Source organism: Chenggangzhangella methanolivorans, from assembly GCF_042648545.1.
Classification (GTDB): Bacteria; Pseudomonadota; Alphaproteobacteria; order Rhizobiales; family Methylopilaceae; genus Methylopila; species Methylopila methanolivorans.
Map to the genome: position 1 here is coordinate 1 of NZ_JBHRXS010000018.1, position 23,015 is coordinate 23,015.

General features: G+C 63.7%; 26 protein-coding genes. 12 read left to right on the forward strand and 14 right to left on the reverse strand.

Translation table 11 applies throughout. The annotated features are described in order from the left end of the window. Positions 1-59 precede the first annotated feature (59 nt). Together ACFOWB_RS24970 and ACFOWB_RS24975 are read left to right on the forward strand one after the other, a co-directional pair. A complete protein-coding gene (locus ACFOWB_RS24970; RefSeq protein ID WP_261405497.1) occupies positions 60-1,160 on the forward strand; it encodes a hypothetical protein in 1,101 nt (366 codons plus the stop codon). 53 nt (positions 1,161-1,213) lie between these two features. Continuing rightward, positions 1,214-1,852 carry an NrsF family protein gene (locus tag ACFOWB_RS24975; protein ID WP_261405496.1) on the forward strand — a complete coding sequence of 213 codons (639 nt, stop codon included), beginning with the start codon at positions 1,214-1,216 and terminating at the stop codon, positions 1,850-1,852. Positions 1,853-1,861: 9 nt separating this feature from the next. Here the strand turns inward: ACFOWB_RS24975 and ACFOWB_RS24980 are convergent, their stop codons facing one another. The 3 genes from ACFOWB_RS24980 to ACFOWB_RS24990 all read right to left on the reverse strand — a co-directional run bounded on the left by ACFOWB_RS24980 (position 1,862) and on the right by ACFOWB_RS24990 (position 4,040). After that, positions 1,862-2,572 carry a DUF1353 domain-containing protein gene (locus tag ACFOWB_RS24980; protein WP_261405495.1) on the reverse strand — a complete coding sequence of 237 codons (711 nt, stop codon included), beginning with the start codon at positions 2,570-2,572 and terminating at the stop codon, positions 1,862-1,864. Between the two features lie 43 nt (positions 2,573-2,615). Further along, on the reverse strand, positions 2,616-3,221 hold the full coding sequence (locus tag ACFOWB_RS24985; protein ID WP_261405494.1) for a DUF1223 domain-containing protein: 606 nt from the start codon (positions 3,219-3,221) through the stop codon (positions 2,616-2,618). Between the two features lie 261 nt (positions 3,222-3,482). Then, positions 3,483-4,040 carry a chlorite dismutase family protein gene (locus ACFOWB_RS24990; RefSeq protein ID WP_261405493.1) on the reverse strand — a complete coding sequence of 186 codons (558 nt, stop codon included), beginning with the start codon at positions 4,038-4,040 and terminating at the stop codon, positions 3,483-3,485. Between the two features lie 190 nt (positions 4,041-4,230). On the opposite strand from ACFOWB_RS24990, the gene ACFOWB_RS24995 reads away from it, so the two are divergent. Then, positions 4,231-4,791: a sigma-70 family RNA polymerase sigma factor gene (locus ACFOWB_RS24995; protein ID WP_315855194.1), complete on the forward strand. Its 561-nt coding sequence runs from the start codon at positions 4,231-4,233 to the stop codon at positions 4,789-4,791. Then, positions 4,788-5,426: an NrsF family protein gene (locus ACFOWB_RS25000; protein ID WP_261405491.1), complete on the forward strand. Its 639-nt coding sequence runs from the start codon at positions 4,788-4,790 to the stop codon at positions 5,424-5,426. The genes ACFOWB_RS24995 and ACFOWB_RS25000 overlap by 4 nt, the downstream gene beginning before the upstream one ends. Positions 5,427-5,873: 447 nt before the next feature. Here the strand turns inward: ACFOWB_RS25000 and ACFOWB_RS25005 are convergent, their stop codons facing one another. The 5 genes from ACFOWB_RS25005 to glnT form a co-directional block, all read right to left on the reverse strand. After that, positions 5,874-7,496: an APC family permease gene (locus ACFOWB_RS25005; RefSeq protein ID WP_261405490.1), complete on the reverse strand. Its 1,623-nt coding sequence runs from the start codon at positions 7,494-7,496 to the stop codon at positions 5,874-5,876. Between the two features lie 208 nt (positions 7,497-7,704). After that, positions 7,705-9,039 (reverse strand): FMN-binding glutamate synthase family protein, encoded by a 1,335-nt coding sequence (locus ACFOWB_RS25010; protein WP_378150046.1) that lies wholly within the window; start codon positions 9,037-9,039, stop codon positions 7,705-7,707. Further along, positions 9,039-9,728 (reverse strand): GltB/FmdC/FwdC-like GXGXG domain-containing protein, encoded by a 690-nt coding sequence (locus tag ACFOWB_RS25015; protein ID WP_378150048.1) that lies wholly within the window; start codon positions 9,726-9,728, stop codon positions 9,039-9,041. The genes ACFOWB_RS25010 and ACFOWB_RS25015 overlap by 1 nt, the downstream gene beginning before the upstream one ends. Further along, positions 9,725-10,624, reverse strand: a complete 900-nt coding sequence (locus ACFOWB_RS25020) for a class II glutamine amidotransferase (RefSeq protein ID WP_378150051.1) — start codon at positions 10,622-10,624, stop codon at positions 9,725-9,727. Before ACFOWB_RS25020 ends, ACFOWB_RS25015 begins: the two co-directional genes overlap by 4 nt. A gap of 27 nt (positions 10,625-10,651) precedes the next feature. Then, positions 10,652-12,187, reverse strand: a complete 1,536-nt coding sequence (glnT, locus tag ACFOWB_RS25025; protein WP_378150053.1) for a type III glutamate--ammonia ligase — start codon at positions 12,185-12,187, stop codon at positions 10,652-10,654. Here glnT and ACFOWB_RS25030 point away from each other — a divergent pair. Then, positions 12,186-13,529 carry an NAD(P)/FAD-dependent oxidoreductase gene (locus ACFOWB_RS25030; RefSeq protein ID WP_378150055.1) on the forward strand — a complete coding sequence of 448 codons (1,344 nt, stop codon included), beginning with the start codon at positions 12,186-12,188 and terminating at the stop codon, positions 13,527-13,529. The genes glnT and ACFOWB_RS25030 overlap by 2 nt on opposite strands. A 12-nt stretch (positions 13,530-13,541) precedes the next feature. Continuing rightward, the gene (locus tag ACFOWB_RS25035) at positions 13,542-13,934 is read left to right on the forward strand and encodes a Rid family hydrolase (protein WP_261405487.1); all 393 of its coding nucleotides are present in this window, start codon (positions 13,542-13,544) and stop codon (positions 13,932-13,934) included. A gap of 6 nt (positions 13,935-13,940) precedes the next feature. Here ACFOWB_RS25035 and ACFOWB_RS25040 read toward each other — a convergent pair whose 3' ends face one another. From ACFOWB_RS25040 to ACFOWB_RS25060, 5 genes are all read right to left on the reverse strand, one after another. Continuing rightward, positions 13,941-14,606 (reverse strand): helix-turn-helix domain-containing protein, encoded by a 666-nt coding sequence (locus ACFOWB_RS25040; RefSeq protein WP_261405486.1) that lies wholly within the window; start codon positions 14,604-14,606, stop codon positions 13,941-13,943. 1,335 nt (positions 14,607-15,941) lie between these two features. Beyond that, the gene (locus ACFOWB_RS25045; protein ID WP_261405485.1) at positions 15,942-16,397 is read right to left on the reverse strand and encodes a response regulator; all 456 of its coding nucleotides are present in this window, start codon (positions 16,395-16,397) and stop codon (positions 15,942-15,944) included. Between the two features lie 50 nt (positions 16,398-16,447). Further along, entirely contained in the window at positions 16,448-16,702 is a 255-nt protein-coding gene (locus ACFOWB_RS25050; protein WP_378150058.1) for a hypothetical protein, read from the reverse strand. Positions 16,703-16,793: 91 nt separating this feature from the next. Further along, complete coding sequence (locus ACFOWB_RS25055; RefSeq protein WP_261405483.1) at positions 16,794-17,039, reverse strand: hypothetical protein; 246 nt, start codon at positions 17,037-17,039, stop codon at positions 16,794-16,796. A 613-nt stretch (positions 17,040-17,652) separates the two neighbouring features. Continuing rightward, entirely contained in the window at positions 17,653-18,039 is a 387-nt protein-coding gene (locus tag ACFOWB_RS25060) for a hypothetical protein (RefSeq protein ID WP_378150060.1), read from the reverse strand. Positions 18,040-18,348: 309 nt separating this feature from the next. On the opposite strand from ACFOWB_RS25060, the gene ACFOWB_RS25065 reads away from it, so the two are divergent. From ACFOWB_RS25065 to ACFOWB_RS25085, 5 genes are all read left to right on the forward strand, one after another. Next, entirely contained in the window at positions 18,349-18,537 is a 189-nt protein-coding gene (locus ACFOWB_RS25065; RefSeq protein WP_261405481.1) for a hypothetical protein, read from the forward strand. Positions 18,538-18,623: 86 nt separating this feature from the next. Further along, positions 18,624-18,839 (forward strand): hypothetical protein, encoded by a 216-nt coding sequence (locus ACFOWB_RS25070; RefSeq protein ID WP_261405480.1) that lies wholly within the window; start codon positions 18,624-18,626, stop codon positions 18,837-18,839. A gap of 103 nt (positions 18,840-18,942) precedes the next feature. Then, on the forward strand, positions 18,943-19,434 hold the full coding sequence (locus ACFOWB_RS25075; RefSeq protein WP_261405479.1) for a hypothetical protein: 492 nt from the start codon (positions 18,943-18,945) through the stop codon (positions 19,432-19,434). Between the two features lie 98 nt (positions 19,435-19,532). Then, positions 19,533-19,805 carry a hypothetical protein gene (locus ACFOWB_RS25080; RefSeq protein WP_261405478.1) on the forward strand — a complete coding sequence of 91 codons (273 nt, stop codon included), beginning with the start codon at positions 19,533-19,535 and terminating at the stop codon, positions 19,803-19,805. 674 nt (positions 19,806-20,479) lie between these two features. Next, a complete protein-coding gene (locus tag ACFOWB_RS25085; protein WP_261405477.1) occupies positions 20,480-20,686 on the forward strand; it encodes a hypothetical protein in 207 nt (68 codons plus the stop codon). Positions 20,687-21,103: 417 nt separating this feature from the next. Here ACFOWB_RS25085 and ACFOWB_RS25090 read toward each other — a convergent pair whose 3' ends face one another. Then, positions 21,104-21,352, reverse strand: coding sequence for a hypothetical protein (locus ACFOWB_RS25090; RefSeq protein ID WP_261405476.1), 249 nt, complete (start codon positions 21,350-21,352; stop codon positions 21,104-21,106). 126 nt (positions 21,353-21,478) lie between these two features. On the opposite strand from ACFOWB_RS25090, the gene ACFOWB_RS25095 reads away from it, so the two are divergent. After that, positions 21,479-22,668 (forward strand): IS3 family transposase gene (locus tag ACFOWB_RS25095; RefSeq protein WP_378150064.1). Its coding sequence is split into 2 segments (ribosomal slippage): positions 21,479-21,731 and positions 21,731-22,668, totalling 1,191 coding nucleotides; the frame shifts between segments, so codons are not numbered across the junction. Positions 22,669-23,015 lie beyond the last annotated feature (347 nt).

Here is a 23,015-nt window from a genome sequence, read left to right on the forward strand (position 1 = left end):
CGCGTCAGCGCCGCTCATGAACTAACATTGCAACCGGACCACTCGATGGGGGCCGGCCAGTGGCCGCTGCGTTTGGCAGCTCGATCTGGGTCGGCGGCGTGACGTTCGCGCTCGCGGCCGCGATGGCGGGCTTCTATGCGGCGGCCGTCTCGGAACGAAGAGGCCGCTTGATCGCCCGCGCGGCCCTGGCGCTCGGGATCGCGCTGGCGGCGGCCTCGCCGATCTTGATTGAACAGGCGCGGGCGGCGGCGGAGCGGAGCGGCGGACCGCCTGTCGCGTTCCACGCCTACGAGGTGTTCGGCCCGTCCGTCGCAGACGCGATCCGGCGCCCGCTCGACCTGATCGGGTTCTGGCCCGTGCAGCTCCCGGTCGACCTGCCCGCGACCTTTCCGATTGGCGTGGCGGCGCTTGCGGCGGCGCTCGCCACAGCCGGCGGCGATCCGGGGCGGAGGCGCGTCGCGACGGTCCTCGCGCTCGGCGCCGCAGCCTCATTCGCGGTCTCCTGGCTGCTCGTGAGCAAAATCCTCAACAACGATCTTGGCTGGCGCGCGGTCCTGCCCGGAACGCTCGTGCTCGCGGCCTTCGCGGCCGCAGGCCTGTCGCGCTGGACAGCTCGCCCGACAAAGGCCGTACCATCGATGCTTGCGATCGCCTGCGTTCTCGCCGGAGCCTATGGCGGGTTCTTCTTCTTCCGCGACGATCTCGCGGCTCGTCCGTCCGGCTCCGCGGCCGCATTCGCCCGGTCTCCCGAACTCTGGCGCGAGGCGCGGGCGCACTCCGGCCTAACCGAGCGGATCGCCAGCAATCCGGGCTTGTTTGCGGACATGACGCAGCACCCGATCAACATCTCATGGGCGCTCCTCTCCGACCGGCGCTCCTGCTACGCCGGATGGGAGTTCGCGCGTCCGTTCTCGGGGAAGTCGGCCGAAGAGGTCGATCGCACGGACACGGAGTTCCGCGCCGTCTTCGATGGAACAGCTTCGGCCTCTGCCGTGCACGCGCTGTTCGAGCCGCACGACTGCAGTGTCATCGTAGTCACCGCCGCCGACGGCGCGTGGGCGTCCGGCGCCTTCGCCAAAGACCCGGCCTTCGAGTTGCTGAACGAACGTCCCGGCGCCTGGCGGATCTACCGGTTCCTGCCGACCCGGCCTCCACCCTAGGTCGAAGATCCCGAACGTAACGCTTGAGCTGGCCGTCGCGTAACCAAGACAGGATGTTCACGACCCAGCTCATTGACGCGCTCGTCGCGGATGCGGGCTCTCCCCCGAGGAGGGTCGGACGCGCCGTCGCGGGCGCGCTGCTGCTCGGCGCGGCCGGCGCGGCGGCCGTGTTCGCGATGCGGCTCTCCATCCGCCCAGACATCGTCGAAGCTTTTGGGAGCGTGCGCTTCCCTCTGAAATTCGCGCTGATGGCGGGGTTCGCGCTCGCGGCCGCGGCTATCGCTCTGCGGCTTTCCAGACCCGGCCGGGCCGGCGCCGCCGAGGGTCTCGCGCTCGCGGCGGCCGCCATGCCGCTGCTGGTCTCGGTCGCGATCGAATTGCTGGTCACGCCCGCGGATCGATGGACGACGCGCGCCGTCGGGACCATGTCAACGGTCTGCTTGACGCACATTCCGCTGCTTGCCGCGCCGGCCCTCGTCGCGCTGCTGACGGCGCTTCGACGCGGTGCGCCGGCCTCGCCCGCCCTGACCGGGGCGGCCGCCGGGCTGCTGGCTGGCGCGATGGCGGCGATGGTCTACGCCACGAGCTGTCCCGACGATTCGCCGCTCTTCGTCGCCATTTGGTACATGATCGCGATCGGGTTGGTCACGGCCGCCGGCGCGCTTGCGGGGTCTCGCCTGCTGAGATGGTAGGCCGGCGCGTCACCTCATCGAGCGCATGAAACGATCCGCCGGCTCGCCCGCCCGGACCGGCCCGTCCTGCTTGAGAAACGGATCCTCGGGATGGTTCTTCGCAGCCATCGAACGAAGGTCCTCGAGCGACATGTCCGGGTCCGCGTCCATGCGGGCCGAGACTTCGGCCATCTCCGCGCGCATGTCCAAGCGGTCGTAGCGCTCGCCCCGGACGATCTCGCCGATGCGTTTCATCGTAGGCTGCTGGCCGTCGGCACATGGCGCCCCCGAGCCGTCGCCGCAGGTCGGCGCGACCATGTCGATCCAGCGCGGCCCGCCTACATAGACGGCGTAATACATCAGCTTCGACTTATAGACGCTCACGCCGAGTTCGATCAGCGCCTCGTAGAACATCAGGTGCGTGTCGCCCCAGGACGCCGTCCGCCTGTCGCAATAGTGGTCGTGAAGCACGGCCGCTTTCAGGTAGGCTTCGTCCCATGGGCCTCCGATAATGCTCTGCGCCCAGTCCGGTATGCTCGCCCCGTCCGTGACATCGCCGGCCTCGGCCCGCCATGTCCGCTTGGCGCCGTCGATAAACAGCAGCGGCGACCGCAGGATGCATTTTCGCTCCGCCATGCAGCCGTCGGGGTCGAACGCCAGATCCCCGGTGAACTGAGCGGAGGCCGGCAAGGCCCAAACGGTGCAGATGATGGCCGTAAGGCCAAGGGCGCGCACGGTCATGCAAGGCCCCTTCGCGCTGTTTTAGAGATCCTGTGTCTTCAGGTCATCGACGCGCGGCGGCCACGATCGGTCCGCCGTCTCTGGCCTGGACGAGGATCGCGGTCTGCAGCTTGTCGACGGCCGGGGGCAGCGGCAGCGTCGCCGCCTCGCCGGTCCACCCGCCCAGCCGGCGCAGTTCGTGGACCACATGCGCGTGCGGCAGGGTGCGGCCCGAATTCTCGCCGCGCCCCACCGCGACGCGCACCGTGTTCGGATCGAACCGCACCAGCCAGACGTCGGCTCCGCCCAGCTGCGGCGTTCCGGCGCCGATCGCGACCTTGCCAGCCGAGATTTCGACCTCGGGCCCGCGTCGGTCGCCGGCGCGCGCGACAAGGCCGAGCACCTCGTTCAGATCCTGGCCGACCGCGCTGAAGCGTCCGTCGACCACCATGTGGGGCGTGAACGGGCCGTCCAGGCCGAGCTTCGGCACGTAGTCGGCCTGCCGGCGCGTGAACTCGGCCTTGCCGAAACTGTCCTTCCAGCCGAGCCGATCCCAATAGGTCACGGAATAGCTGAGAGCCAGCACATCGCGCCGGTCGGCGAGCTGGATCAGATTGGCGTTGGCGGGCGGACAGGACGAGCAGCCCTGGCTCGTGAACAGTTCGACCACGATAGGCTGCTCGGCGCGCGCAGCGTGAGATGCGCCAAGAAGGGCCATAGCGAGGGCTGCGGCAAGCGAGCGTCCACCCATCGTCAAGCTCCTGACCAGAGTGACGGGCGGCGCGCGCCGGACGCGCTCACCCGTAGCCTTCGGCCAGGACAAGGATCGTCGCGACCGATCGGGACCGGCCTCCGCCGCCGGCTACACGATCGATTACGCTCGAGGGATCCGGATCGTTACGCGGGTCGCACGATGGCATCGCCGGCCGGATCAATCAGGGCGCCGTAGCCGGATGTCGACTTCGCGCTCGACGAACGACCATTCCGGGATGTCGCGCAAACGCGCGACCAGAGCATCGAAGTCGGCTTCGTCTTCAGGCCGGAATTCGAACCAGGTCAGGAAATCGAATGGTTCCCCGAGATCGCGGGCATGATGTAGCCGGCGTGCGATCGCGGGAAGATAGTCGAGGCCGATCGCGATATGCCGCGACTGCGCCTCGAAGATCGACCGACGCTCGTCTTGCGCGAGGCTCCACCAAGACGGGGATTTTCGGATTGGTATCAACGCTGCGAGGGTAGCGTCAGATCGGCCCAGCGGCTCCTGCTTCGCAGTGAGCGCCGACGTCTCAATCCGCGTCGTGTAGCGGGTATTGCTGGTCGCGCCGGTCAGGACCCACTCGCCCGGCGGCTTCGGCGCGCCGGGCTCGACCGTGACGACATCGACGAAACGAACAGGAGGGAGCGCGGCGCCAGCGATCGCTTCGATGCGCTCCACGCGCCATGGGCCCGATGCACCGCCGATGAAGCTCACACGTGTGGATCCGGACATGGCCGTCCCTTCTGGTTCATGGCCGTCCCGTCGGCTCGCAGGGTGCGGCTTTGGGACATCCCTAAAGGCTTGTGCTCTCAGGTAACTTTCGCAGACCAGAGCGGATTCGTTACATTCATGAGCCGTGGACGGGCGCCTGACCCTGTCATTCCGCGTAACGAAGGCGCTTACCCCAACGTATTGAGGGCGGATGATCGGCGGAAAGGCGGCTGAAAGCGATTGGATCGCTTGGATGAAAGCGGGGATCGCAGGCGACGCCGCTGCATATGAGCGGCTTCTGGCGGCTCTGGCGCCTTTCATCCGGAGCGTGGCGCGAAGCCGGGCGTCGGCATGGGGCTTCGGCTCGGCCGATGTCGAGGACGTGGTCCAGGAGACGCTGCTTGCGATCCATCTCAAGCGCGGCACCTGGGATGAGGGGCAGCCTGTCGGGCGATGGGCGGCGGCGATCGCACGCAACAAGATCATAGACGCGCTCCGCCGCCGAGGGCGACGCATCCATGTTCCGATCGACGACTTTGCGGAAACCTTGCCGACGGAACCTGAAGACGAGGGATTGCGACCGGATGAGGCTAGTAGGCTGATCTCCGTTCTTAAGGGCAAACAACACGCGGTGGTTAAGGCGATCTCGATCGACGGAAAGGAGATCCGCGAAACGGCGAAAGACCTCGACATGAGCGAAGGCGCCGTAAGGGTCGCGCTTCATCGCGGTCTGTCGGCTTTGGCCGACGCCTATAGGAGTTTTCGCAAATGAGGACGGAGGATCTGATCAGGACGATAGCGCTGGACGCGGACGCCCCGCGGAAGCGGCTTCTGCCGGCGGTTGCCGCGGCGGTCGCCTTAGCCGCTGTCTTCGCGGGTTTCGCGACGTGGACTCTCTTGGGCGCGAGGCCGCCGGTCGACCCCGCGTTCGCGGCGATCCGCTATCCGCTGAAGTTCGTCATCACGGGATCATTCGTCGCGAGCGCCGGCCTACTCGTAATGCGGCTGGCCCGGCCCGGCGCTCGACTTGGCGCTGCGCGAATCGCGCTCATCGGCGCGGTTGTGGTCTTCGCGATCACGGTGGTGGTCGAACTGGCCGTGACCCCGAGCGCCCTCTGGTGGAGCCGGACGGTCGGCCGGAACGCGCTCCTATGCCTCGCTTGCGTGCCGATCATCTCCGCCGTCCCGCTCGCCGTCATACTGATCGCTCTCAGACGCGGCGCGCCCAACTCTCCCGGCGCGCTCGGAGCCGCCGCCGGCCTTCTAGCTGGAGCCGTCGGCGCAACATTCTACGCCATGCACTGTCCAGACGATTCTCCACTGTTCCTGGCGGTGTGGTATTCGCTGGCCGTCGCCCTCATGACTGTGATCGGCTCCGCGGCGGGTGCCCGCATGCTCCGCTGGTGACTGAAGATCGGCGAAGTTTCTCAAGATTGACTACCCCGCCGCTTTCGTGCGGAGCCGCCGGATCGGTCTTTATAATGCCAAGAGCGCGAGTGTCTCGATGCATTCAGCTCGAGATGCGACTTACTCGTTGGAAACGCGGACATTTTGGCTGTCGGCAACGGCTCAACCGCGCTCAAAGCCGCGAAGCGCCAACACCAGACACCAAGGCTCAGCCAAATAGCGGACCTGAGATCGAGCCCCGACTGTGGACCTTACCCCCGAAGAAGCTGTGGCATGAAGGCGTACTGATAGCTCCTGCGCGACGCGTCATGTTTCCCGAAGTTCCGAAATCTTTGAGTTGTGGAGAACTGTGCCCAAAAAAAGAGCTGCTCCGGTGACGGAGCAGCTCAAGTTCCCTGACAGAATTGAGAGGAGCCGGAGGCGTCGGGGCCAGCCCGATCTTTGTCGTCAGCCGTGGAAGTAGGAGTTTGCGCTGAAGACGATCAGCACACCGGCGGCAAGGGCCGCGTAAGGCAGCAGCCCGGCCTTGGGCGCCGAGAGAACGCCGTCGGTCATATGGAGATCTTTGAGCATCGCCTGCGGGAAGCTGCCCTTGTCCACGACGTAGTGCCGATACCAGAAGACTGGCAGGATGATCGCCAACGCGAACACGCCCGTCATGAGTGTCCCCGGACCCCAGACGTTCGCGCCCGCCCCGAGCATGAAGGCGTTCACATAGGCAAGAATGAACCCCACGACCATCAGCCAGTTCGGGCAACGGTAGGGGCGCTCGACATGCGCGTTGTCGATCCTGTGGATCCACCCCGCATGCAGATTGAGGAAGATGAAGACCAGGTAGCAGATGTTCGACACCGCGAGGACGAACAGGGAGTCCGACAAGGTCAGCAGCACGACGTTGAAGCCGAGGTCGGTCCACATCGCCCTGGTCGGTGCGCCGTGGTGGTTGACGTGGCTGAGATACTTCGGAAGCCAACCGTCGACGGAACCCTGGTAGAGCGTGCGAGACGAACCTGCCATCGAGGTCGACACGCCCAGCAGCAGGGACAGGACGAGCATGGCGATCAGGATGTTCCCGACCGTCGCGCCGCCGCCGACCATTCCCGCCATCGCGCCGGCGACGCCCGACCCGTCGACGATCCCTGGCGACGCCACGCCTTCCGTGCCGAGCGCGCCCTGGAAGGCAAGCGGGATGAGGGTGTAGGCAGCGACGCACAGGACGCCCGACCAGAAGATCGCCTTGAAGGTGTCGGTCTTTGGATCGCGGAATTCGCGCGTGTAGCAGACGGCGGTTTCGAATGCGTAGGACGACCAGGCCGCCATGTAGATGCCGCCAAGAAACAGTGTCCAGCCCGCCTTGTCCCAGGCGCCCGAGATCGGAACGAAGGGCTGGAAGTGCGAGACGGCGATGTCGCCGGTGAAGAACGGCACGATGCCAATCAGCAGAAGCGGCGTCAGCGCCACTACCGCGATGATGAACTGAATGCGCGCGGTCCCGAGGATGCCCTTGTGCTGGACCGCGAAGGTAAGGAGCATGAGGACCGTCGCGACGATCGACGTGCCGTTGATCCTGATCTCAAGTCCCTGCTTCAGGAAGCCGAGGTCCAGGAGCGTCAGCTTCTGGGTGTTGATCGCGGCGTCAGGGCCGAACAGCGACGTAAGGATGTAGGCTGCGGCGATCGTCGATCCGACTGTTAGCACCGGCGTCCAGGCGAGCCAGTTCGACCAGAGCGACAGAGGCGCGACGATCTTCGAGTAACGCACCCACGCTGCCGCGCCGTAGACCGACGCGCCACCGGACTTGCCTGGGAACAGGCCTGCGATCTCGGCATAGACGAAGGCCTGCAGGAACCCAAAAATCACCGACGCCGTCCAACACAGCCAAGACGGCGCGCCGACCGTCGCCGCCAGGCCGCCGATCGAGAACAACACGAGCGCCGGAACGCCGCTTGCCACCCAGAACGCATCTTTCCATGTGATCGACCGATGGAGTTGATGCCCTTCACTGCTAGAAATCAAAGGATCGCTCAAGACAGCAGCCCCCGATCGCGAAACTTCGTCCGCGTTGCTCATTTCCTCTCCTCCGCCGGACAGTAGGCCAGCGTTACTTTGAGATCATTGCTCTACTCCGCCCTCTCCGGGGCGCATTACGCGCGAGCACGGGAAGGCTACCAGTATTTGTTCAGCATGCAATTAATTTGCATATCAGACAAACGGGGAATGGTTGGCGGCCTGCCTAAAAGCGAAGGCGGCCTTTCGGGCCGCCCTCGCAGTCATGTGTTCAGAATGACGATCCCGGGATCCAGGTGGTGCCCGCGAGCGGCACCTGAGCCATCGCGGACGCTTCAATTGTCAGCGCCACCAGGTCTTCGGGCTCAAGATTGTGCAGACTGCTCTTCCCGCAAGCGCGGGCGATCGTCTGCGCTTCGAGCGCCATGACCTTGAGGTAATTGGCGAGCCGCCGGCCGGCAGCGACCGGATCTAGCCGGGAGGAAAGTTCCGGATCCTGAGTCGTGATGCCGGCCGGATCACGCCCCTCGTGCCAGTCGTCATAGGCGCCGGCGGTCGAGCCCAGCTTCTGATATTCCGCCTCGAAATGCGGGTCATTGTCGCCAAGCGCGACCATCGCCGCCGTGCCGATTGCGACCGCGTCCGCGCCCAGAGCCATGGCTTTGGCGACGTCAGCGCCGTTGCGGATGCCGCCGGAGACAATCAGTTGCACCTTCCGGTGCATGTTGAGGTCCTGGAGCGCTTTCACCGCCGGGCGGATCGCCGACAGGATCGGAATGCCGACGTGCTCGATGAACACGTCTTGGGTCGCGGCGGTCCCTCCCTGCATGCCGTCCAGTACGACGACGTCGGCGCCGGCTTTTACGGCAAGCGCGACGTCGTACTGCGGACGGCTGGCGCCGACCTTGAGGTAGATGGGCTTCTCCCACCCCGTCAGCTCGCGCAGTTCGAGGATCTTGATCTCGAGGTCGTCCGCGCCGGTCCAGTCCGGGTGGCGGCAGGCCGAGCGCTGATCGATTCCCTTCGGCAGCGACCTCATCTCCGCGACGCGGTCAGAGATCTTCTGGCCGAGCAGCATTCCGCCGCCGCCTGGCTTGGCGCCCTGGCCGATGACGATCTCGATCGCGTCGGCCTTGCGCAGGTCATCCAGGTTCATGCCGTAGCGGGACGGCAGGTATTGGTAGACGAGGGTCTTGGACTGCCCGCGCTCCTCCGGTGTCATGCCGCCGTCGCCCGTCGTCGTCGACGTGCCGGCGATTGAGGCGCCGCGACCCAGCGCCTCCTTCGCCTGTGCCGACAGAGCGCCGAAGCTCATGCCCGCAATGGTGATCGGGATGTCGAGCTTGATCGGTTTCTTGGCGAAACGCGTTCCGAGGGTGACGCTCGTGTCGCACCTCTCGCGGTAGCCTTCGAGCGGATAGCGCGACATCGAGGCGCCGAGGAAAAGCAGGTCGTCGAAATGGGGGACCTTTCGCTTCGCTCCGCCGCCCCGGATGTCATAGATTCCGGTCGCGGCCGCGCGGCGGATCTCGGCAAGCGTGTGCTGGTCGAAGGTCGCGGACTGGCGAGGCAGGGTCGCGCCCCAGTGACGCTCATGAGCGGTCATCAGTACGCACCCGCGTTGTCGACGTGGAAGTTGTAAAGCTTGCGGGCGGACCCGTAGCGGCGGAATTCGGAGACATCGATCGAGCCGTTCTCGCCAGCCTGCTTCAGCAGCTCGAACAGCTCGTGTCTGTGTTCGTCGCGCATTTCCTTCTCGACGCAGTCCGCGCCGAGGCTCGCGACCTTGCCCTTCACGTAAAGGCGCGCCTCATAGATCGAGTCGCCCAAAGCTTCGCCGGCGTCACCGAAGCAAACGAGGCGGCCCTTCTGGCCCATGAAGGCCGACAGGTGGCCGATCTCGCCCTTCACGACGATGTCGACGCCCTTCATCGAAATGCCGCAGCGCGCGCCGGCGTTGCCCTCGATCAGAAGCAGTCCGCCTCGGCCGGTCGCTCCCGCCGACTGCGCGGCGTCGCCTTTCACCTGGATCGTGCCCGACATCATGTTCTCGCCGACGCCCTGACCTGCGTTTCCGTCGATCAGCACGCGGGCGTGCTTGTTCATGCCAGCGCAGAAGTAGCCGACAGGGCCTGCGATCTCGATGTCGATCGGGGCGGCGACGCCCACCGCGATGGCGTGGAAGCCGAACGGGTTCTCGATGCGCCACTGGGTTTCATTTGCGCCCTCTTGCAGGGCCTGCAGTTCGGCGTTCAGCTCACGCAGCGGCGTGACGGAAAGATCGATCGACCTCACTGGCGGCTCTCCCAAAAGTAGGGCGTGGCGGGCTTTGGCTCGAAGAGCCGAGCCTGGGCGATGCCGGGCAGGCACGTCAGGCTCCGATATTCGGAGGCGAAGCCGACGTAGTCGTCGGTTTCGGCCATGACCGCCGGCTTGCAGGCGATCGGGTCGCGCAGGACGCCGAAGCCGTTCTCGGTCCCCACCACGAAGGTGAAGAAGCCGTCGAGGTCCGACAGGCTCGACTCGAGCGCGTCGCCGAGACTGCGGCCGCGACGGAGCTCACGGCTGATGTAGCCGGCGGCGACTTCGGTGTCGTTGGCGGTCTCGATGCGGATTCCGTCCTTGCGCAGCTCGCGCCGCAGCGAGGCATGGTTCGACAGCGAGCCGTTGTGCACGAGGCACTGGTCGCGACCCGTCGAGAACGGGTGCGCGCCGTTGGTCGTCACGGCCGACTCCGTCGCCATGCGGGTGTGGGCGATGGCGTGGGTGCCGCCGATCGAATTGAGGTCGAACTTCTTCCCTACCTCGGTCGGGTAGCCGACCTCCTTGTAGATCTCCAGGCGACGGCCTTCGCTGACGATCGATACGTCAGGTGTGTTCTCGGTCAGCCATGCGCGAGCCTGGTCCGCCTTGTCGGCGGGGATGGCGAAAGTGGCATGCGTATAGCGTACGTTGGCCTTCACGGCGGCTTGGATCGCGCGCCCGAGCTCCGCCCCGACCCGCTCGAGGTCGGCCGAGGCTCCGGTCGTCACCGTGAGCTTGACGCCGTCGGCGGCCCCGGTCGTGTACAGGGCGAACCCAGCGGAGTCCGGGCCACGCTCGCACAAGGACGAGGTCATGGTCGCGAGCAGTGACCCGAGTTCATTTTCAAGTCGGCCATTCTTCAAGAACAGGCCAGCAATTCCACACATAATTTGGCTCCAGAAGAGGACCGATGATCAGTAAAAGCTGAGGTATCTCTCGACTTCCCATTGAGAGACGTGACGGCAATACTCGCCCCATTCCGCCCGTTTGATTTTCAGGAACTCGCCGACGACGCGCTCACCGAGCGTCCGCGAGAACAGTTCGTCGGCCTCGAGCGCGTCGAGCGCCTGACCGAGCGTCTGCGGCAGGACCTCCACGCCCAGATCTGCGACTTCCCCGGACGAGAGACCGTAGAAGTTGACGTTGTGGGGCTCACCGGGATCGAGCTCGCGCTCGACGCCGTCGAGGCCTGCCGCGATCAGCGCCGCGCTCGCGAGATAGGGGTTCATCGCGCTGTCGCCGGTCCGCAGTTCTAGCCGCCCATAAGGCACGCGGACCATGGCGGTCCGGTTGTTGTCGCCGTAGGCGATGAAGACGGGAGCCCAGGTCGTGCCGGAGGCGTTCTGGCCGACGACGAGGCGCTTGTAGGAATTCACCGTCGGAGCGAGCAGAGCGGTGAGCGCCTTTGCGTGCTCCATCACGCCGCCCAGGAAGTGGTAGGCGAGCTTGCTCAGGCCGAGACCGCGAGGGTCGGTTTTGTCATGGAAGATGTTCTTGCCGTCCGCATCCGCAATCGAGCAGTGGATATGCATGCCGCTGCCGGTCGCATTGCTCCGGGGCTTCGGCATGAACGAGCAGATCGCGCCCAGCTCGTGGGCGATCTCGGCCGCCGCCATCTTGAACAGGATGATCTGGTCGGCCGACTTCAGGGCGTCGGCGTACTTGAAGTTGATCTCGTACTGGCCGTTCGCGTCCTCGTGATCGATTTGGTAGACGTCCACCCCTACGGCCTGAAGCGCGGCGGTGATCCTCTCCAGGAAGCTGCGTCCCCGCATCAGCCCGCGGTAGTCGTAGGCGGGCTTGGCGAGCGTGTCGGTCTCGTCGAAGACGGAAACCTGACCGTCAGCCGAGCGCCGGACAAGGATGAACTCCGGTTCGACGCCTGTGTTCAGAGTCCAGCCGCGGTCCGCGAGCCGCTCGACCTGCCGCTTCAGTACGTTGCGGGTGTCGACCGCATGCGCCTCGCCCTTGACCTGACCAGTTCCCATCATCCGGGCATAGCCGGGCGCCCACGGCGTCAGCGTCAGCGTGTCCAAGTCGCAGACGACCATGTACTCGGCCTCATGCGGAGCCATTCCGAGACCCCAAGCTCCGGCGCCGGCGAACCCTGCGCCCTCGCTCAGAAGTCCCTCCAGGTGCTGGACGGGTACGGACTTGCTTTTCGCCACGCCGTGGATGTCTACGAACTGAGCGAGCAAATAATTGACGGCGTGCTCATTCAGAAATTTCTTGGCGCTTTCGAGATCTAGACTTTCGGGAGTTTTCATGCAGCCGGGAGATAACGTTCCTCCCATGTAGTCGATCGGCTTCATCCAAGGCTCCCCATTGTAGGCGGCTATTGATTGCCGCGTTGAACGCACCCTAATTCCCGTGTTGCGTCTAATGCAACAAATTTGTATCAGAAGAAAACAAAAAGCCTTCGGCGACCCGTTGAATCGCGGAAAAACCATGTCAAACCAGCGCCTTGAGATGACCGTTGGACTTTTGGCCAAGGGCGAAGGCAAGGGCCAGTTTGAAACTGAACCATTCTGGTGGGACGCCGCGAAGCCACCGACCGCAGGGTTCGACGCCGTACCGCGCCAAGTCGATGTGCTGGTCGTCGGTGCAGGATTTTCAGGTCTATCCGCAGCGCTGGTCCTGGCGCGCGCGGGGCGCGGGGTGCTCGTCGTGGACGCGGGCGTGCCGGGCTACGGCGCCAGCACCCGGAACGGCGGGCAGGTCGGCAGCGGGAACCAGAAGTTCCGTGTCCGAACCTTGATCGAGATGAAGGGAGAGAAAAAGGCGGTCGAGCTTCTGCACGAAGGCGTCGAGATGCTCGATGGCATCGAACGCCTCGTTCGCGACGAAAACATCGACTGCTCCTTCGAACGGTGCGGCCGGTTCCGCGGCGCGATGCGCCCGGAGCATTACGAGGCGATGGCCCGAGACATGTCGGATCTCCACCGGTTCGCCGGGGTCGAATTCGGCATGGTCCCGAAGGGCGAGCAGGGATCCGAGATCGGCAGCGATCGCTTCCACGGCGGGGCGGTGCTGCCGCAGGACGCCTCGATCCATCCCGGCCGCTATCACGCCGGGCTTCTGAGCCGGGCGCGGGACGCCGGAGCGCTGATCGCGGGTAACGCGCCGGTCCGCGACATCGTCTCGAGCGGGTCCGGGCACCTCGTCCGCTTCGATGGGTTCGACGTCAGGGCTCGCGACGTGATTGTGGCGACCAACGGCTACACGAAAGGCGTCGGCGGCTACTTCTCCAGACGCATCGTCCCGATCGCCTCGTCGCAGATCGCCACCGGCCACATCCCGCAGGATCGATTCGAGGCCGCGATGCCCAAGCGTCGCGTCTATGGCAACTCCAACAGGGTCTTCTTCTATTTCAGGCCCGCGCCCGGCGAAAACCGGATCCTCTGGGGAGGACGCTCGAGCCATGTTGCGCGCGAGGGATCGGCGGCATCGTTCCAGCATCTCGCCAGGGATCTGCTGGACACATTTCCGGATCTTGAGCACGTGCCAGTGACGCACGCCTGGAGCGGCCTGATCGGCTACACGTTCGACGAGTTTCCGCATCTCGGGCGTTCACCCGACGGCGTGCACTACGCCATGGGCTACTGCGGCACCGGTGTATCACGGTCCACCCACTTCGGCCGAAAGATCGCCCTGCAGTTGCTGTCACGCCCAGAGGGCCAGAGCGCGTTCAGCGATCTCGGGTTCCCCAGCCATCCCTTCCACTTCGTGGCCAAGCACGCCGTGCCGGCCGTCGAGACTTGGTATCGCATCCGCGACGCCGCCAACCTGTGAAGGAGACGACCAATGACGACTTCCAATCCGAACCTGCGCGTGAACATCTCGTCCGGCGGTCCCTACGAGAGCGTCTTCGGCTACTCGCGCGCCGTCGCCTTCGGTAACCAGATCCACGTGTCTGGCACCTGCGCTCCCATAAGCCATGAAAAGCTCGGGGCCTTCGAACAAACCGAGGCGGCGCTTCTGACCATCGAGAACGCGCTCAGGAAGGCGGGAGCGGAGCTCTCGGACGTCGTGCGCACGGTGGTTTACGTGCGTGACATAAGCGACGCTGACGGGGTCGCGAAGGCCCATCTCGAGGCTTTCGACAAGGTCCGGCCCGCCTCGACCCTGGTGCAGGTCACCTCGATGCTGCGGCCTTGGCAGTTGGTTGAGATCGAGGCTTATGCCCTGAAAACTTGAGCGTCATCACTCCGCGTATATGATGACTGCAAGGAACCGGATGTGCTCATCGAGCAATGTTTCTGGACCGTGGATGACCGAGCCGGAGAACGTGAAAGCGTCTCCTGGCTCGACTAAGAACGTCTTATCCCCGAAACGGTACTCCATCCGTCCGCTGAGCATGTAGATGAACTCAGTTCCTGGATGCTGGAAGCGGGGATAGACCTCGCTCAGCTTGTCCATCTCGATGAAGAACGGCTCGAAGATCTTTCTCGGGCCTTTGTGATAGGACAGCAGGCGGTAGGTGTGGCCGTGCTTCGTGCCGGTCCGCACGACCTCCATCTGTTCGCCGGCCTTCAAGAGTTGTGCGGAGCCGGCGGTGTCCTCGATTGCACGAAACAACGTGGACATGTCGACGCCCAGAGCCGCGCAGACCCTTTCGATCACCTCCAAGCTCGCTGCGGACTGGCCGTTCTCGATCCGGCTTAGCATCGCGACCGACATACCGGCTGCGGAGGACAGTTCAGCGAGCGTTAAAGAGCGCTCCAGACGGTGCTCTCGGATCGCTCCTCCAGCACGGTGATCGATTGGCACGACCGCGGTTGCGACTTCCGCTTTCTCGACAGCCGCCTTTTCGGCGGCAACCATCTCCGACCGGCTCTTTTGGGAGGTCAAGTTTTTGCGATCAGCCATCTAATTCCGCATTGCGCATGGGAAGCCACTGCGATCGATTAGCAGATCAGCCTACTTTAATTCCTGAAGCTGCGCGCGTCCGCGCCCGCGCGGGTGAGATTATTTCGTAGCTCTGAGGATGGGTCGCTCAACACGCCCTCTCGATAGGCGCGGCCTCGTCGCTCGCATCTGCGGTGTTCGATCATCTTGCGCGAAGCCACCCTGGAGCGGACTTACTGGACGTCCGCAAAGGGTCACCCGCGAACACCTAGTTCGGCCGAAGCCTGTGAGTAGCGCGCTTTACCGTACGATCAATAAGCGGACTATCGCACAACGGCTTTTTGAAAGATGTCATGGATGATTTCTGTAGCCGATGGCCAGGCAAAGCGGACCAAGCTTATTTTGGGCCACGGTTCGGACACCGGTAAGCGGACTGGAGGTAATTCCGCGCTACCCTAGCCTCCCCTAACGCGTCAGGCTTTTTCGGAGACGACGTGCTACCCCAGCGTCGCTTGCTTCGTGACCTTCGCTGGGTCGTGGCGAGCAGCGGCCGGGTGGTTCATTCCCGTCCTCGCCCGGCCGCACTGACTGGGAACTATGCTGCCGCCCGCGCGTCTATGGAAGGCAGCGGATCCCACCCCGCCCGCTGACGCGAAAGAAGCCCGGCGCGCACGTCAGCACGCGTCGGGCTTTTTCGTCGCTTGAGCTTTTGATATTTAGGTCCGGGAACCTGCTGGGGGGCAGTCCCAAAGGCTCGCCGATCGTTCCGTTGCAGATCGGCGAGCCCATTGAACCCGACGCACCTTATTGAAACGGCATAAGGCGTCGGAGAAGATCGACCGCTTGCAATCGTGTGAGACCATACGCACGGCCGCCGACGATCGTCACCTGCTCGCCGCTGTCAGTGTGAACGATCTTCCATTCGTTCGCCACTGACCGCGTCCTCACCATCCGATAGGGACCTGGTCCAAAAGGTGGCAAGCGGCGGCGGTTGTCTTTTTTCGTGGTCATATTTGCTCGGACCGCGGTATCGGCTACGGCAGGTACCGCAGGCCAAGTGATCGCTGGCGAACGTGCTCCCGTGATCGGCAGAGCAATGCGCGAAGACGGCTATGTCATTGTGTGTGGCGAGGCCGTACAAACCGGACATTCCCAAGTTCGCCGCCTGACGCGCTTGTCTCGCGCCGGTCGATGTTCCAGCCAGCGTCTTCTAGCCGATCAACCTCGCGTCGCGTGTCAGCGTCAGTCGCATTCTGTCGCTGAATGAGTTTCCTGACGTTGTCGGATCCGCCCTCGTTGAAGGCGACTTCGTACTCGTGCAGCGTGGGCATGATTCCTCGGCGTTCGGCTGGCGTCTCAGGTCGGCGACTGGGCCTCTTCGAAATCGTCCGGCCCTGAAACTGCACGATCCTTACCGGCAAAGCCTTCGGCCAAAAGTCTGGTGTTGGCTTTGGCCTCGACAGTTTCGCGAGCCTTTTGCTGGAGCGTCATCAAATCAACGGGCTTTCCAAGGAACATCACCGGCTCGGGCAGCTCCCCGTCAACAGGTTTCACCCGTCCGGAGCAAACAATGATCTCTATGTGTGGCCAGCTCCTATGAACCTTGTTGGCAAGCTCGAGCCCGTTCATCGTGCCTGGCATCTCGATGTCGGTTAGCAGGAGAATAACGTTGTCTCGTCCGGACAGGATGTCCCAGGCTTCGTGAGCGTCGCCTGCTTCCAGAACCTCGTAGCCTGCGTCCTGGAAAGTCGCTGCGGCGGCCATAAGCGTGATGGCGTCATCTTCGGCGATAAGGGCAACATGGCTGGACACTGACTGCGCTCCGGTTGACGAAGCCCAACGCAGTCGAACGGGAGTCGTTGCTAAGCCAGCGGACGATCGCGAACCAACTGCTGCGTCCACCGGCCAACCTCGTTGCCCTGACCATCGGTGATTACGAAGCCATTTGCGCCGCGCCAAGCCGGGTCGAAGAGCGCGCTGCGCCCCTTTGGCATCGCGCTGTCGAGGCGGCGGGTGAGCGCTGCCAATGTCCCTCGGACGATCTCCCGTCCGTCGTTGTGAAACTCGTAGACGATGATGCTCAGTTCCGTGATGGGTTTATGTGCGCCCTGAGCCATGAAGCCAATCCCCAATTGCATTGTGCGTAAACACTTTTGCGACTGATGCCAGGCTGCCGCGTCAAGCGAGCCGACGGCATTGCCAACTCAATCACATTAATTCTGGTCGTTGGCGCATCCGCCCAAGCGTCGGCTCTTTGCTGGATCGGGAACCCATGATCGCGCTGGGGCGTCTGGCAGGCAAGGCGGGAACCTCGATCCGCCCGAAGGCCATGTGGAAGCCGGCGCGATAGCCCCGCGTCGGGCTTCTTCGACTCAGGGATACCGTTTGAAGGCAGATAACGACCGCGCTGCTTTCGCGTCCGATTTTGAGGAAGGACAGCTCGCTTTCGTGCATGGCGTGGCTCCGGAAGGCTGCCCTCACAACGGTATCGCCCCGCGCGCCGCATGGACGTTAGGGTGGCTCGCCGCAGAGAACCTCGCCGAACGTATCATCCTGGAACGAAGACGCCCCTCGCGCGTATAGCATCCAATAGCGCAGCCCCAACCGCTGTCACCCGCTTGAGATAGCCCGGCGCGCTCCTCCCGACGCGTCGGGCTTTTTCGCGGGTGATCAGGTAAGATAGTTCCGCTTCGCGCTGACCCCCGCCATGAAACGGCGTCGGGCGCTGTTATGCCCCTAGCGGCTTCCGGACGGCATGAAGTTGGTCAGATCGTTGGGGAGCGATTCGGCCGCTTACCCGTTGCAGAACTGAGCCCTGCGTCTGATGCCAAAATTTACGAAGACGGACCTCGCGAAGGCTGAAGCGGAGTTAGCCCAGATGCGAGGGGAAGTGACATATCACCGGACGCGAATCATAGCCCTCGACGCTCGCGGACAGTTGACAGATCGCGCGAGAGTGTCATTGATGAACGCTGAGTTTGCGGTAGAACTGCTGACAATTCACCGCAATGCAATTAGTGAAGAGTTGGCTGAAGAGGGGAATTCTAGCGGTCGCGCTCATCTTAAATCATAGCCTGATCGACGCGTCGGTGCCGTGATCTTGGAAGCTCACCCTTCGACCTTGAACGAAGCGGCCCTCAGACATCATCTTTTTCAACGCTGTCTGGCTACAGGTCATGGCCGTCCGCTTGATCGGTCCGTGTTTGAGCCGTCTTCCGATAGCTAAATTCAGCGATACCCAAGCTGAGTACATTTCGCGTCGCTCGCCTCGGAGAGACTGCGCGAACTCAGCAATGAGCGGCGCGCAGCATTTATAGCTGCGGCTCTGTCCGCTCTCGAATTCCAGCAAGCTTTGAACTGTAGCGGCGATCAACCGAGCGTTGGCGAGCGCGGCCGCGGTATCGTGCGAACCTCTTCTCATCTGGGTCTCCTCGGTCGGTGCTTGCGCCGGCATCTGGAACTGACGCCGCTCTGATCAAGCCTCGCGCTGCTTTCACATCTATCCACCGCGCCCGCGCCGGCCTTTCTGCCCGCGCCATGGAGACAGCTATGTCCAAATCCATCACCCGCCCCAAGCTCGTCGACGTCGTTGCCGATGCGGCCGCGAGCGCAATCGTTCAGGCGTCCCACGGCAAACCTGTCACCGTCGGCAAGGAGCTGGCGAAGGCTCGCGAGATCGCGGCGGATGTGGTGACCGACGATCGGATCGCGGCCGCGCTGAAGCCCGTTGCCTGGTACAAGTCCGCGGCGATCCTCAGGGGCGGTGAACGCCAGCGCGGGCGCGCTGGTCGCTGCGCTCCCGACGCTCACGCCCGTCGTGGTCGATCTCGCCTCGCCCGAGCAGGTGAAGTGGTGGAACGCCGCCGTCACCCTCGTTGGCGTCCTTTGGGGCGTAGTCGGCGCGGTCGTCTCGGTCAACGGCCGGGTCAACACCACGCGGCCGATCGGCTGAGGCGGCGCGCCCATGACCGAGCTCGGCAAACTGGTGCAGGACTTCGTCCGATTTCTGTTCGAACAGCTCGGCCCGGCGGCGCGGTTGTGTCGATCGTTGCGATCTATCTCGGCTGGGCAAAGTACCGCGCTGATCGGCGGATCGAGGCGCTGTCGGACAAACTCTTCGCGGTCGGTGACCGATCGACCGACCGCCTTTCCAGCATTGCAGGGGAACGACTGACGGCGGATCTCGCCGTCGCCAAGGCGCTCGAGGACCTCGCCGACAAGGTCGAGGGGCTCCCGAGAGGGCGCGCTCGATGAAGTGGATCACCAGCATGATCGACCGCATCGCGCAGGAGACCATGGCGGGCTCGGAGAGGGTTCGCCGGGCCCTCCTGAAGCTCGAGGCCGCGTTGGAGCGCAAATGATGGAAGTTAAATTCTCTTACTGGGTCTACGCGGCGATCCAGTCACTGCTGTTCATGATCTGCGCGACTGGCGCGGTGTTCTGCGCCTTCTGGGCGTGGGAAAGCCGGACGCCGCCGCGGCCGACGCTTTGGTGGCTGCTGCCGTTCATTGCGGCGATGGACGTCGGGCTGATGGTCGACGCGACGAAGTGGATCTTGGTCCGGGCCTCGAACACCGAACATTCGGTGGAGATGATCCAAGCGGTGAAGACGGCGCAGAACTACACCGAGTATGCGCTCACGCGCGGCTTCGTGCTGACGATCGCGGCGCAACAGGTGTGGTCCATGTGGAGTGCGCAAGCATCGCGGCTCACGGCTGATGGCGCTGTTTCTCGCGCTTACCGTGCTGTCGATCGCGGCGGCGTTCCACCATCGACGGATCGAGACCTACTGCGCCGGGCCGCCGACCTGCGCGGTGCCCTGAACCCCGTTCGAGCATTAAACCGTTAAGCGAAAAAGTCGTCACCGGTTCGAAGCAGTCTTGCGGCCGCTATGCATGCGTAAATAAATCGAGCCTCGTGTTTGCGTCCACGCTCAAGGTGAATGGCGTGTCGATCCAGCGCATCAGCGAGATCGAGATCGATCCGCCCCTCGTGGATCGCGTCGATGGCTCTTTGCAGTCGGCCAGCAAACCGTCCGGCGGCCGCCTTCTGCGCTTGAAACTCAGACGAAATCTCGTCGATCGTGAGCATTGCTCCGCACTCTCGGAAAAAAAGAAGAAGGCGAGCCTGCCGACCAGTTCGGGCCGTGTCGACGGGCTCGCTACAGAGCACGTCCCTCCAGACCTGCTCTACGCTAAAATAGAGAACACGAGCCTGTGAACTCAATGCGACTGGATAGCGCCATGGTTGATTGAGATCGGACTTACTCAGCACCGGCGCTGAACCATCCCGGCAGAGGCGCGTTCAGTCTGCAAGTTCGAAGCGAATAGCTCCCGCCCCGCTGGCCCGAGAGGTCGGCGGGGCGGTTTTACGTCGATGTTAAACGCCCCACCAACGGTCATTCCGGACAAGCCGTACTGACCAGGCCGCAGAACTGCGCTCCCCTCTTGCGAAGAGCGCCAACCCTGACTCGATTGATACAACTGCGCGTAATTCGATAACGCCTGCGCAACCGGAACATTCCGGTTTGTTCACTGCTCTGTGAGTACCACGGCGATCCGAGTGCTATCTAGGCGCGTATAATATTGCGGTCAGACAACCAGTCAGCTTCCCCCACTTCACCGGCTGGTTGCATGATCCAACTGTCAACCTCGACCCCGCCCGGCCCAGCCGCGGCGGGGTTTTTTCTGCGTTTACACTCCCAAATAAGCCGGCCTGCGCCTCTTCGGTCGACGCACAGAACCCGTCGTGGTTCGAGGGGCGGCGCAGCCCGCGGCGGGCAAACAAACCAAGTTGTTCCGGTGGCCATGACACAACTGAATCGCTAGCCTGTCGATTGCTTGACGACCAATTTCGCCCTACGATTCGTAGCAGCGGAACTCGGAGGGCGTGCCATGGTGGTCAGCTCGGTCGATAACTACGCGTTTGTGAGTGACAAGATCGACGCAACGCTCGATCAGATGTCGTCTCTGATGGAGACGATATTCCGGCTAGAGACGCGTGGATACGATACGACGGACGCCAAGGATCGCCTCGACCGTCTGGAAAAAGAGCTTGTTGCTTGGAAGCAGACGCGGGCTGCTGTCGATGCGCGAATCTAACCTCTTGCATAAAGATAAGCAATTTCAGCGCTAAGTCTCGCTTGGTCGCGTGTTTTGCAAAAGCCGTCGGCGCGGCTGGCGTCGTGATCTTGCCGGCACGCTACCCAATACCAACGTCCCTCGTACTGTCCGCGCGCAATGCAGATGACCCGAACGATGTCACCCTCGTGCGCAAGTTGGCCGCTTGGCACATGAAGGTCGCCCCGTCGCACAGCTTCGTGCGGCCATGAGTGCTGCCAGTGAAAGCAGTTCGACATCGACGTTTCCCAATATCAGCGTGATCGCCACTCAAACGATTGGACCTATAAGGCCGGCAGAGCGATCAGGGCCGCAGTCGCGTGGCGCGCGAATAAGAGGAGCGGACTGGGTGACACCGGTCAATTTGAATCGGGCGCCACCGAGGCTTCGCGCGCGCCGCTACTGATGGACGATATCCTCGGGTTCGTCGAGGGTCAGGATTCCACTATTCTCCGCAGCGATAGTCACCATACCGTTAGATTCTCTGGCTTCGAACTCGGCAAGTTTCAAAGCGTCGAGGACGCTATCGACGACCGCCGCCGAGGGCGCATCGATGCCCTCAGAAATGGCCGTATACGACAACATTTCCTTCCGTCGTTCCAATTGGCGGGCGGAAGGAACATTGGTCGTCAGACTAATCGCGTTCAAGATTGTACCCCCATCGCGCAGTGAAATCGGCTTGGATCTGGGTGAACGACGCGCGAACATCTGACGTGACCCCCTGAAACTCCTCCACGGATAGCTAGAGTCCGCCCCAGCACGAGGGACGGACGGATGAAGAAGTCTCGGTTCACGGAAGAGCAGATCATCGCGATCCTGCGCGAGCAGGAGGCGGGCGTTGCGACCGCTGAGGTCTGCCGGAAGCACGGCGTCAGCTCGGCGACGTTCTACAAGTGGAAGGCCAAGTTCGGCGGGCTCGACGTCTCGGAGGCTCGGCGCCTGAAGGGGCTCGAGGACGAGAACGGTCGGCTGAAGCGGATGCTGGCGGACGCGATGCTCGACAACGCGGCGCTGAAGGATCTTCTGGGAAAAAAGTGGTGACGCCCGCAGCGCGACGGGAGGCCGTGGCGTATCTCGCCGAGGCCTTCGAGATGAGCGAGCGGCGGGCGTGCCGGGTGGTCGGCGCCGATCGGATGAGCGTGCGTTACGAAGGGACGCGTGGCGATGACACTGTCCTGCGCGGACGGCTGAACGAGCTGGCGGCCGAGCGTCGCCGCTTCGGCTATCGGCGACTGCACGTCCTGCTGAAGCGGGAGGGGCACGCGGTCAACCGCAAGCGCGTGCAGCGGCTCTATCGCGAGGAGAAGCTGGCCGTGCGCCGTCGCGGCGGCCGCAAACGGGCGATGGGAACGCGGCGGCCGATCGAGACGCCGATGGCAGCCAACCAGCGATGGAGCCTGGACTTCCTATCCGACCAACTCACGGACGGGCGCCGCTTCCGCATCCTGTCCGTGGTCGACGACTGCACACGCGAGTGCCTGGCGCTCGCGGCCGACACCTCGCTGTCCGGCCTGCGGGTCGCCCGCGAGCTCGACGACATCGTACGCCGGCGCGGCCGACCGACGACAATCGTCAGCGACAACGGCACGGAGTTCACCTCGAACGCGATCCTCGCCTGGGCAGACGATATGGGCGTCGGCTGGCATTACATCGCGCCCGGCAAGCCGCAGCAGAACGGCTTCATTGAGAGCTTCAACGGCCGGCTGCGGGACGAGCTTCTCAACGAGACGTTGTTCCGGTCACTCCCTCAAGCCCGCGCCGTGCTCGAAGCCTGGCGGCGCGACTACAACGAAGAACGACCGCACTCGAAACTCGGCTGGATGACGCCTTGGGCCTACGCCAACGCCATCCTCGAGATCCCCGGCAGAAGCGTTGCGCAACCTGCCAGCTCCGCGCTTCGGCCTCTTGAAACCGCCATCGACGATGGCTCAGATCACGACAGGACTCTCGCTTCCGATGGATGAAAAACGGGGGTCACGTCAAAGGCGGCGTCACTAACTGCATTCTGCGTCGATCGAGGTTCTATTGAGTCCCGCTGAAGCCGAACTTGCCGAGGTGAAGCGCGAGCTCGCAGATCTCGATAGGCGCATTGAGAGGCAGCGGAACGCTGTGGAGCGGCTTCATGGCCAGCAGGGTGCCGCCGCAGTGGCCCGGGCGTCTTTGCGGCTCCTTGAACTCAATAGAATGTTTGTCGAGGCGCATATCACATTGCTGATGGATGGTGAGGAGCGGGTCGAGGCCAACTCTAAGGCTTAAAGCGAAAACCGCCCCGCCGACCTCTATGGGCCAGCGGGGCGGGAGCTATCCGCAT

Excerpts from the sequence above, each read along its gene's own strand:
- ACFOWB_RS24975 (WP_261405496.1), top strand. The coding sequence starts at position 1,214 with ATGTTCACGACCCAGCTCATTGACGCGCTCGTCGCGGATGCGGGCTCT.
- ACFOWB_RS24980 (WP_261405495.1), bottom strand. The coding sequence starts at position 2,572 with ATGACCGTGCGCGCCCTTGGCCTTACGGCCATCATCTGCACCGTTTGG.
- ACFOWB_RS24990 (WP_261405493.1), bottom strand. The coding sequence starts at position 4,040 with ATGTCCGGATCCACACGTGTGAGCTTCATCGGCGGTGCATCGGGCCCA.
- ACFOWB_RS24995 (WP_315855194.1), top strand. The coding sequence starts at position 4,231 with ATGATCGGCGGAAAGGCGGCTGAAAGCGATTGGATCGCTTGGATGAAA.
- ACFOWB_RS25000 (WP_261405491.1), top strand. The coding sequence starts at position 4,788 with ATGAGGACGGAGGATCTGATCAGGACGATAGCGCTGGACGCGGACGCC.
- ACFOWB_RS25005 (WP_261405490.1), bottom strand. The coding sequence starts at position 7,496 with ATGAGCAACGCGGACGAAGTTTCGCGATCGGGGGCTGCTGTCTTGAGC.
- ACFOWB_RS25010 (WP_378150046.1), bottom strand. The coding sequence starts at position 9,039 with ATGACCGCTCATGAGCGTCACTGGGGCGCGACCCTGCCTCGCCAGTCC.
- ACFOWB_RS25020 (WP_378150051.1), bottom strand. The coding sequence starts at position 10,624 with ATGTGTGGAATTGCTGGCCTGTTCTTGAAGAATGGCCGACTTGAAAAT.
- ACFOWB_RS25030 (WP_378150055.1), top strand. The coding sequence starts at position 12,186 with ATGTCAAACCAGCGCCTTGAGATGACCGTTGGACTTTTGGCCAAGGGC.
- glnT (WP_378150053.1), bottom strand. The coding sequence starts at position 12,187 with ATGGTTTTTCCGCGATTCAACGGGTCGCCGAAGGCTTTTTGTTTTCTT.
- ACFOWB_RS25035 (WP_261405487.1), top strand. The coding sequence starts at position 13,542 with ATGACGACTTCCAATCCGAACCTGCGCGTGAACATCTCGTCCGGCGGT.
- ACFOWB_RS25040 (WP_261405486.1), bottom strand. The coding sequence starts at position 14,606 with ATGGCTGATCGCAAAAACTTGACCTCCCAAAAGAGCCGGTCGGAGATG.
- ACFOWB_RS25050 (WP_378150058.1), bottom strand. The coding sequence starts at position 16,702 with ATGGCTCAGGGCGCACATAAACCCATCACGGAACTGAGCATCATCGTC.
- ACFOWB_RS25055 (WP_261405483.1), bottom strand. The coding sequence starts at position 17,039 with ATGCACGAAAGCGAGCTGTCCTTCCTCAAAATCGGACGCGAAAGCAGC.
- ACFOWB_RS25060 (WP_378150060.1), bottom strand. The coding sequence starts at position 18,039 with ATGCCGGCGCAAGCACCGACCGAGGAGACCCAGATGAGAAGAGGTTCG.
- ACFOWB_RS25075 (WP_261405479.1), top strand. The coding sequence starts at position 18,943 with ATGATGGAAGTTAAATTCTCTTACTGGGTCTACGCGGCGATCCAGTCA.
- ACFOWB_RS25085 (WP_261405477.1), top strand. The coding sequence starts at position 20,480 with ATGGTGGTCAGCTCGGTCGATAACTACGCGTTTGTGAGTGACAAGATC.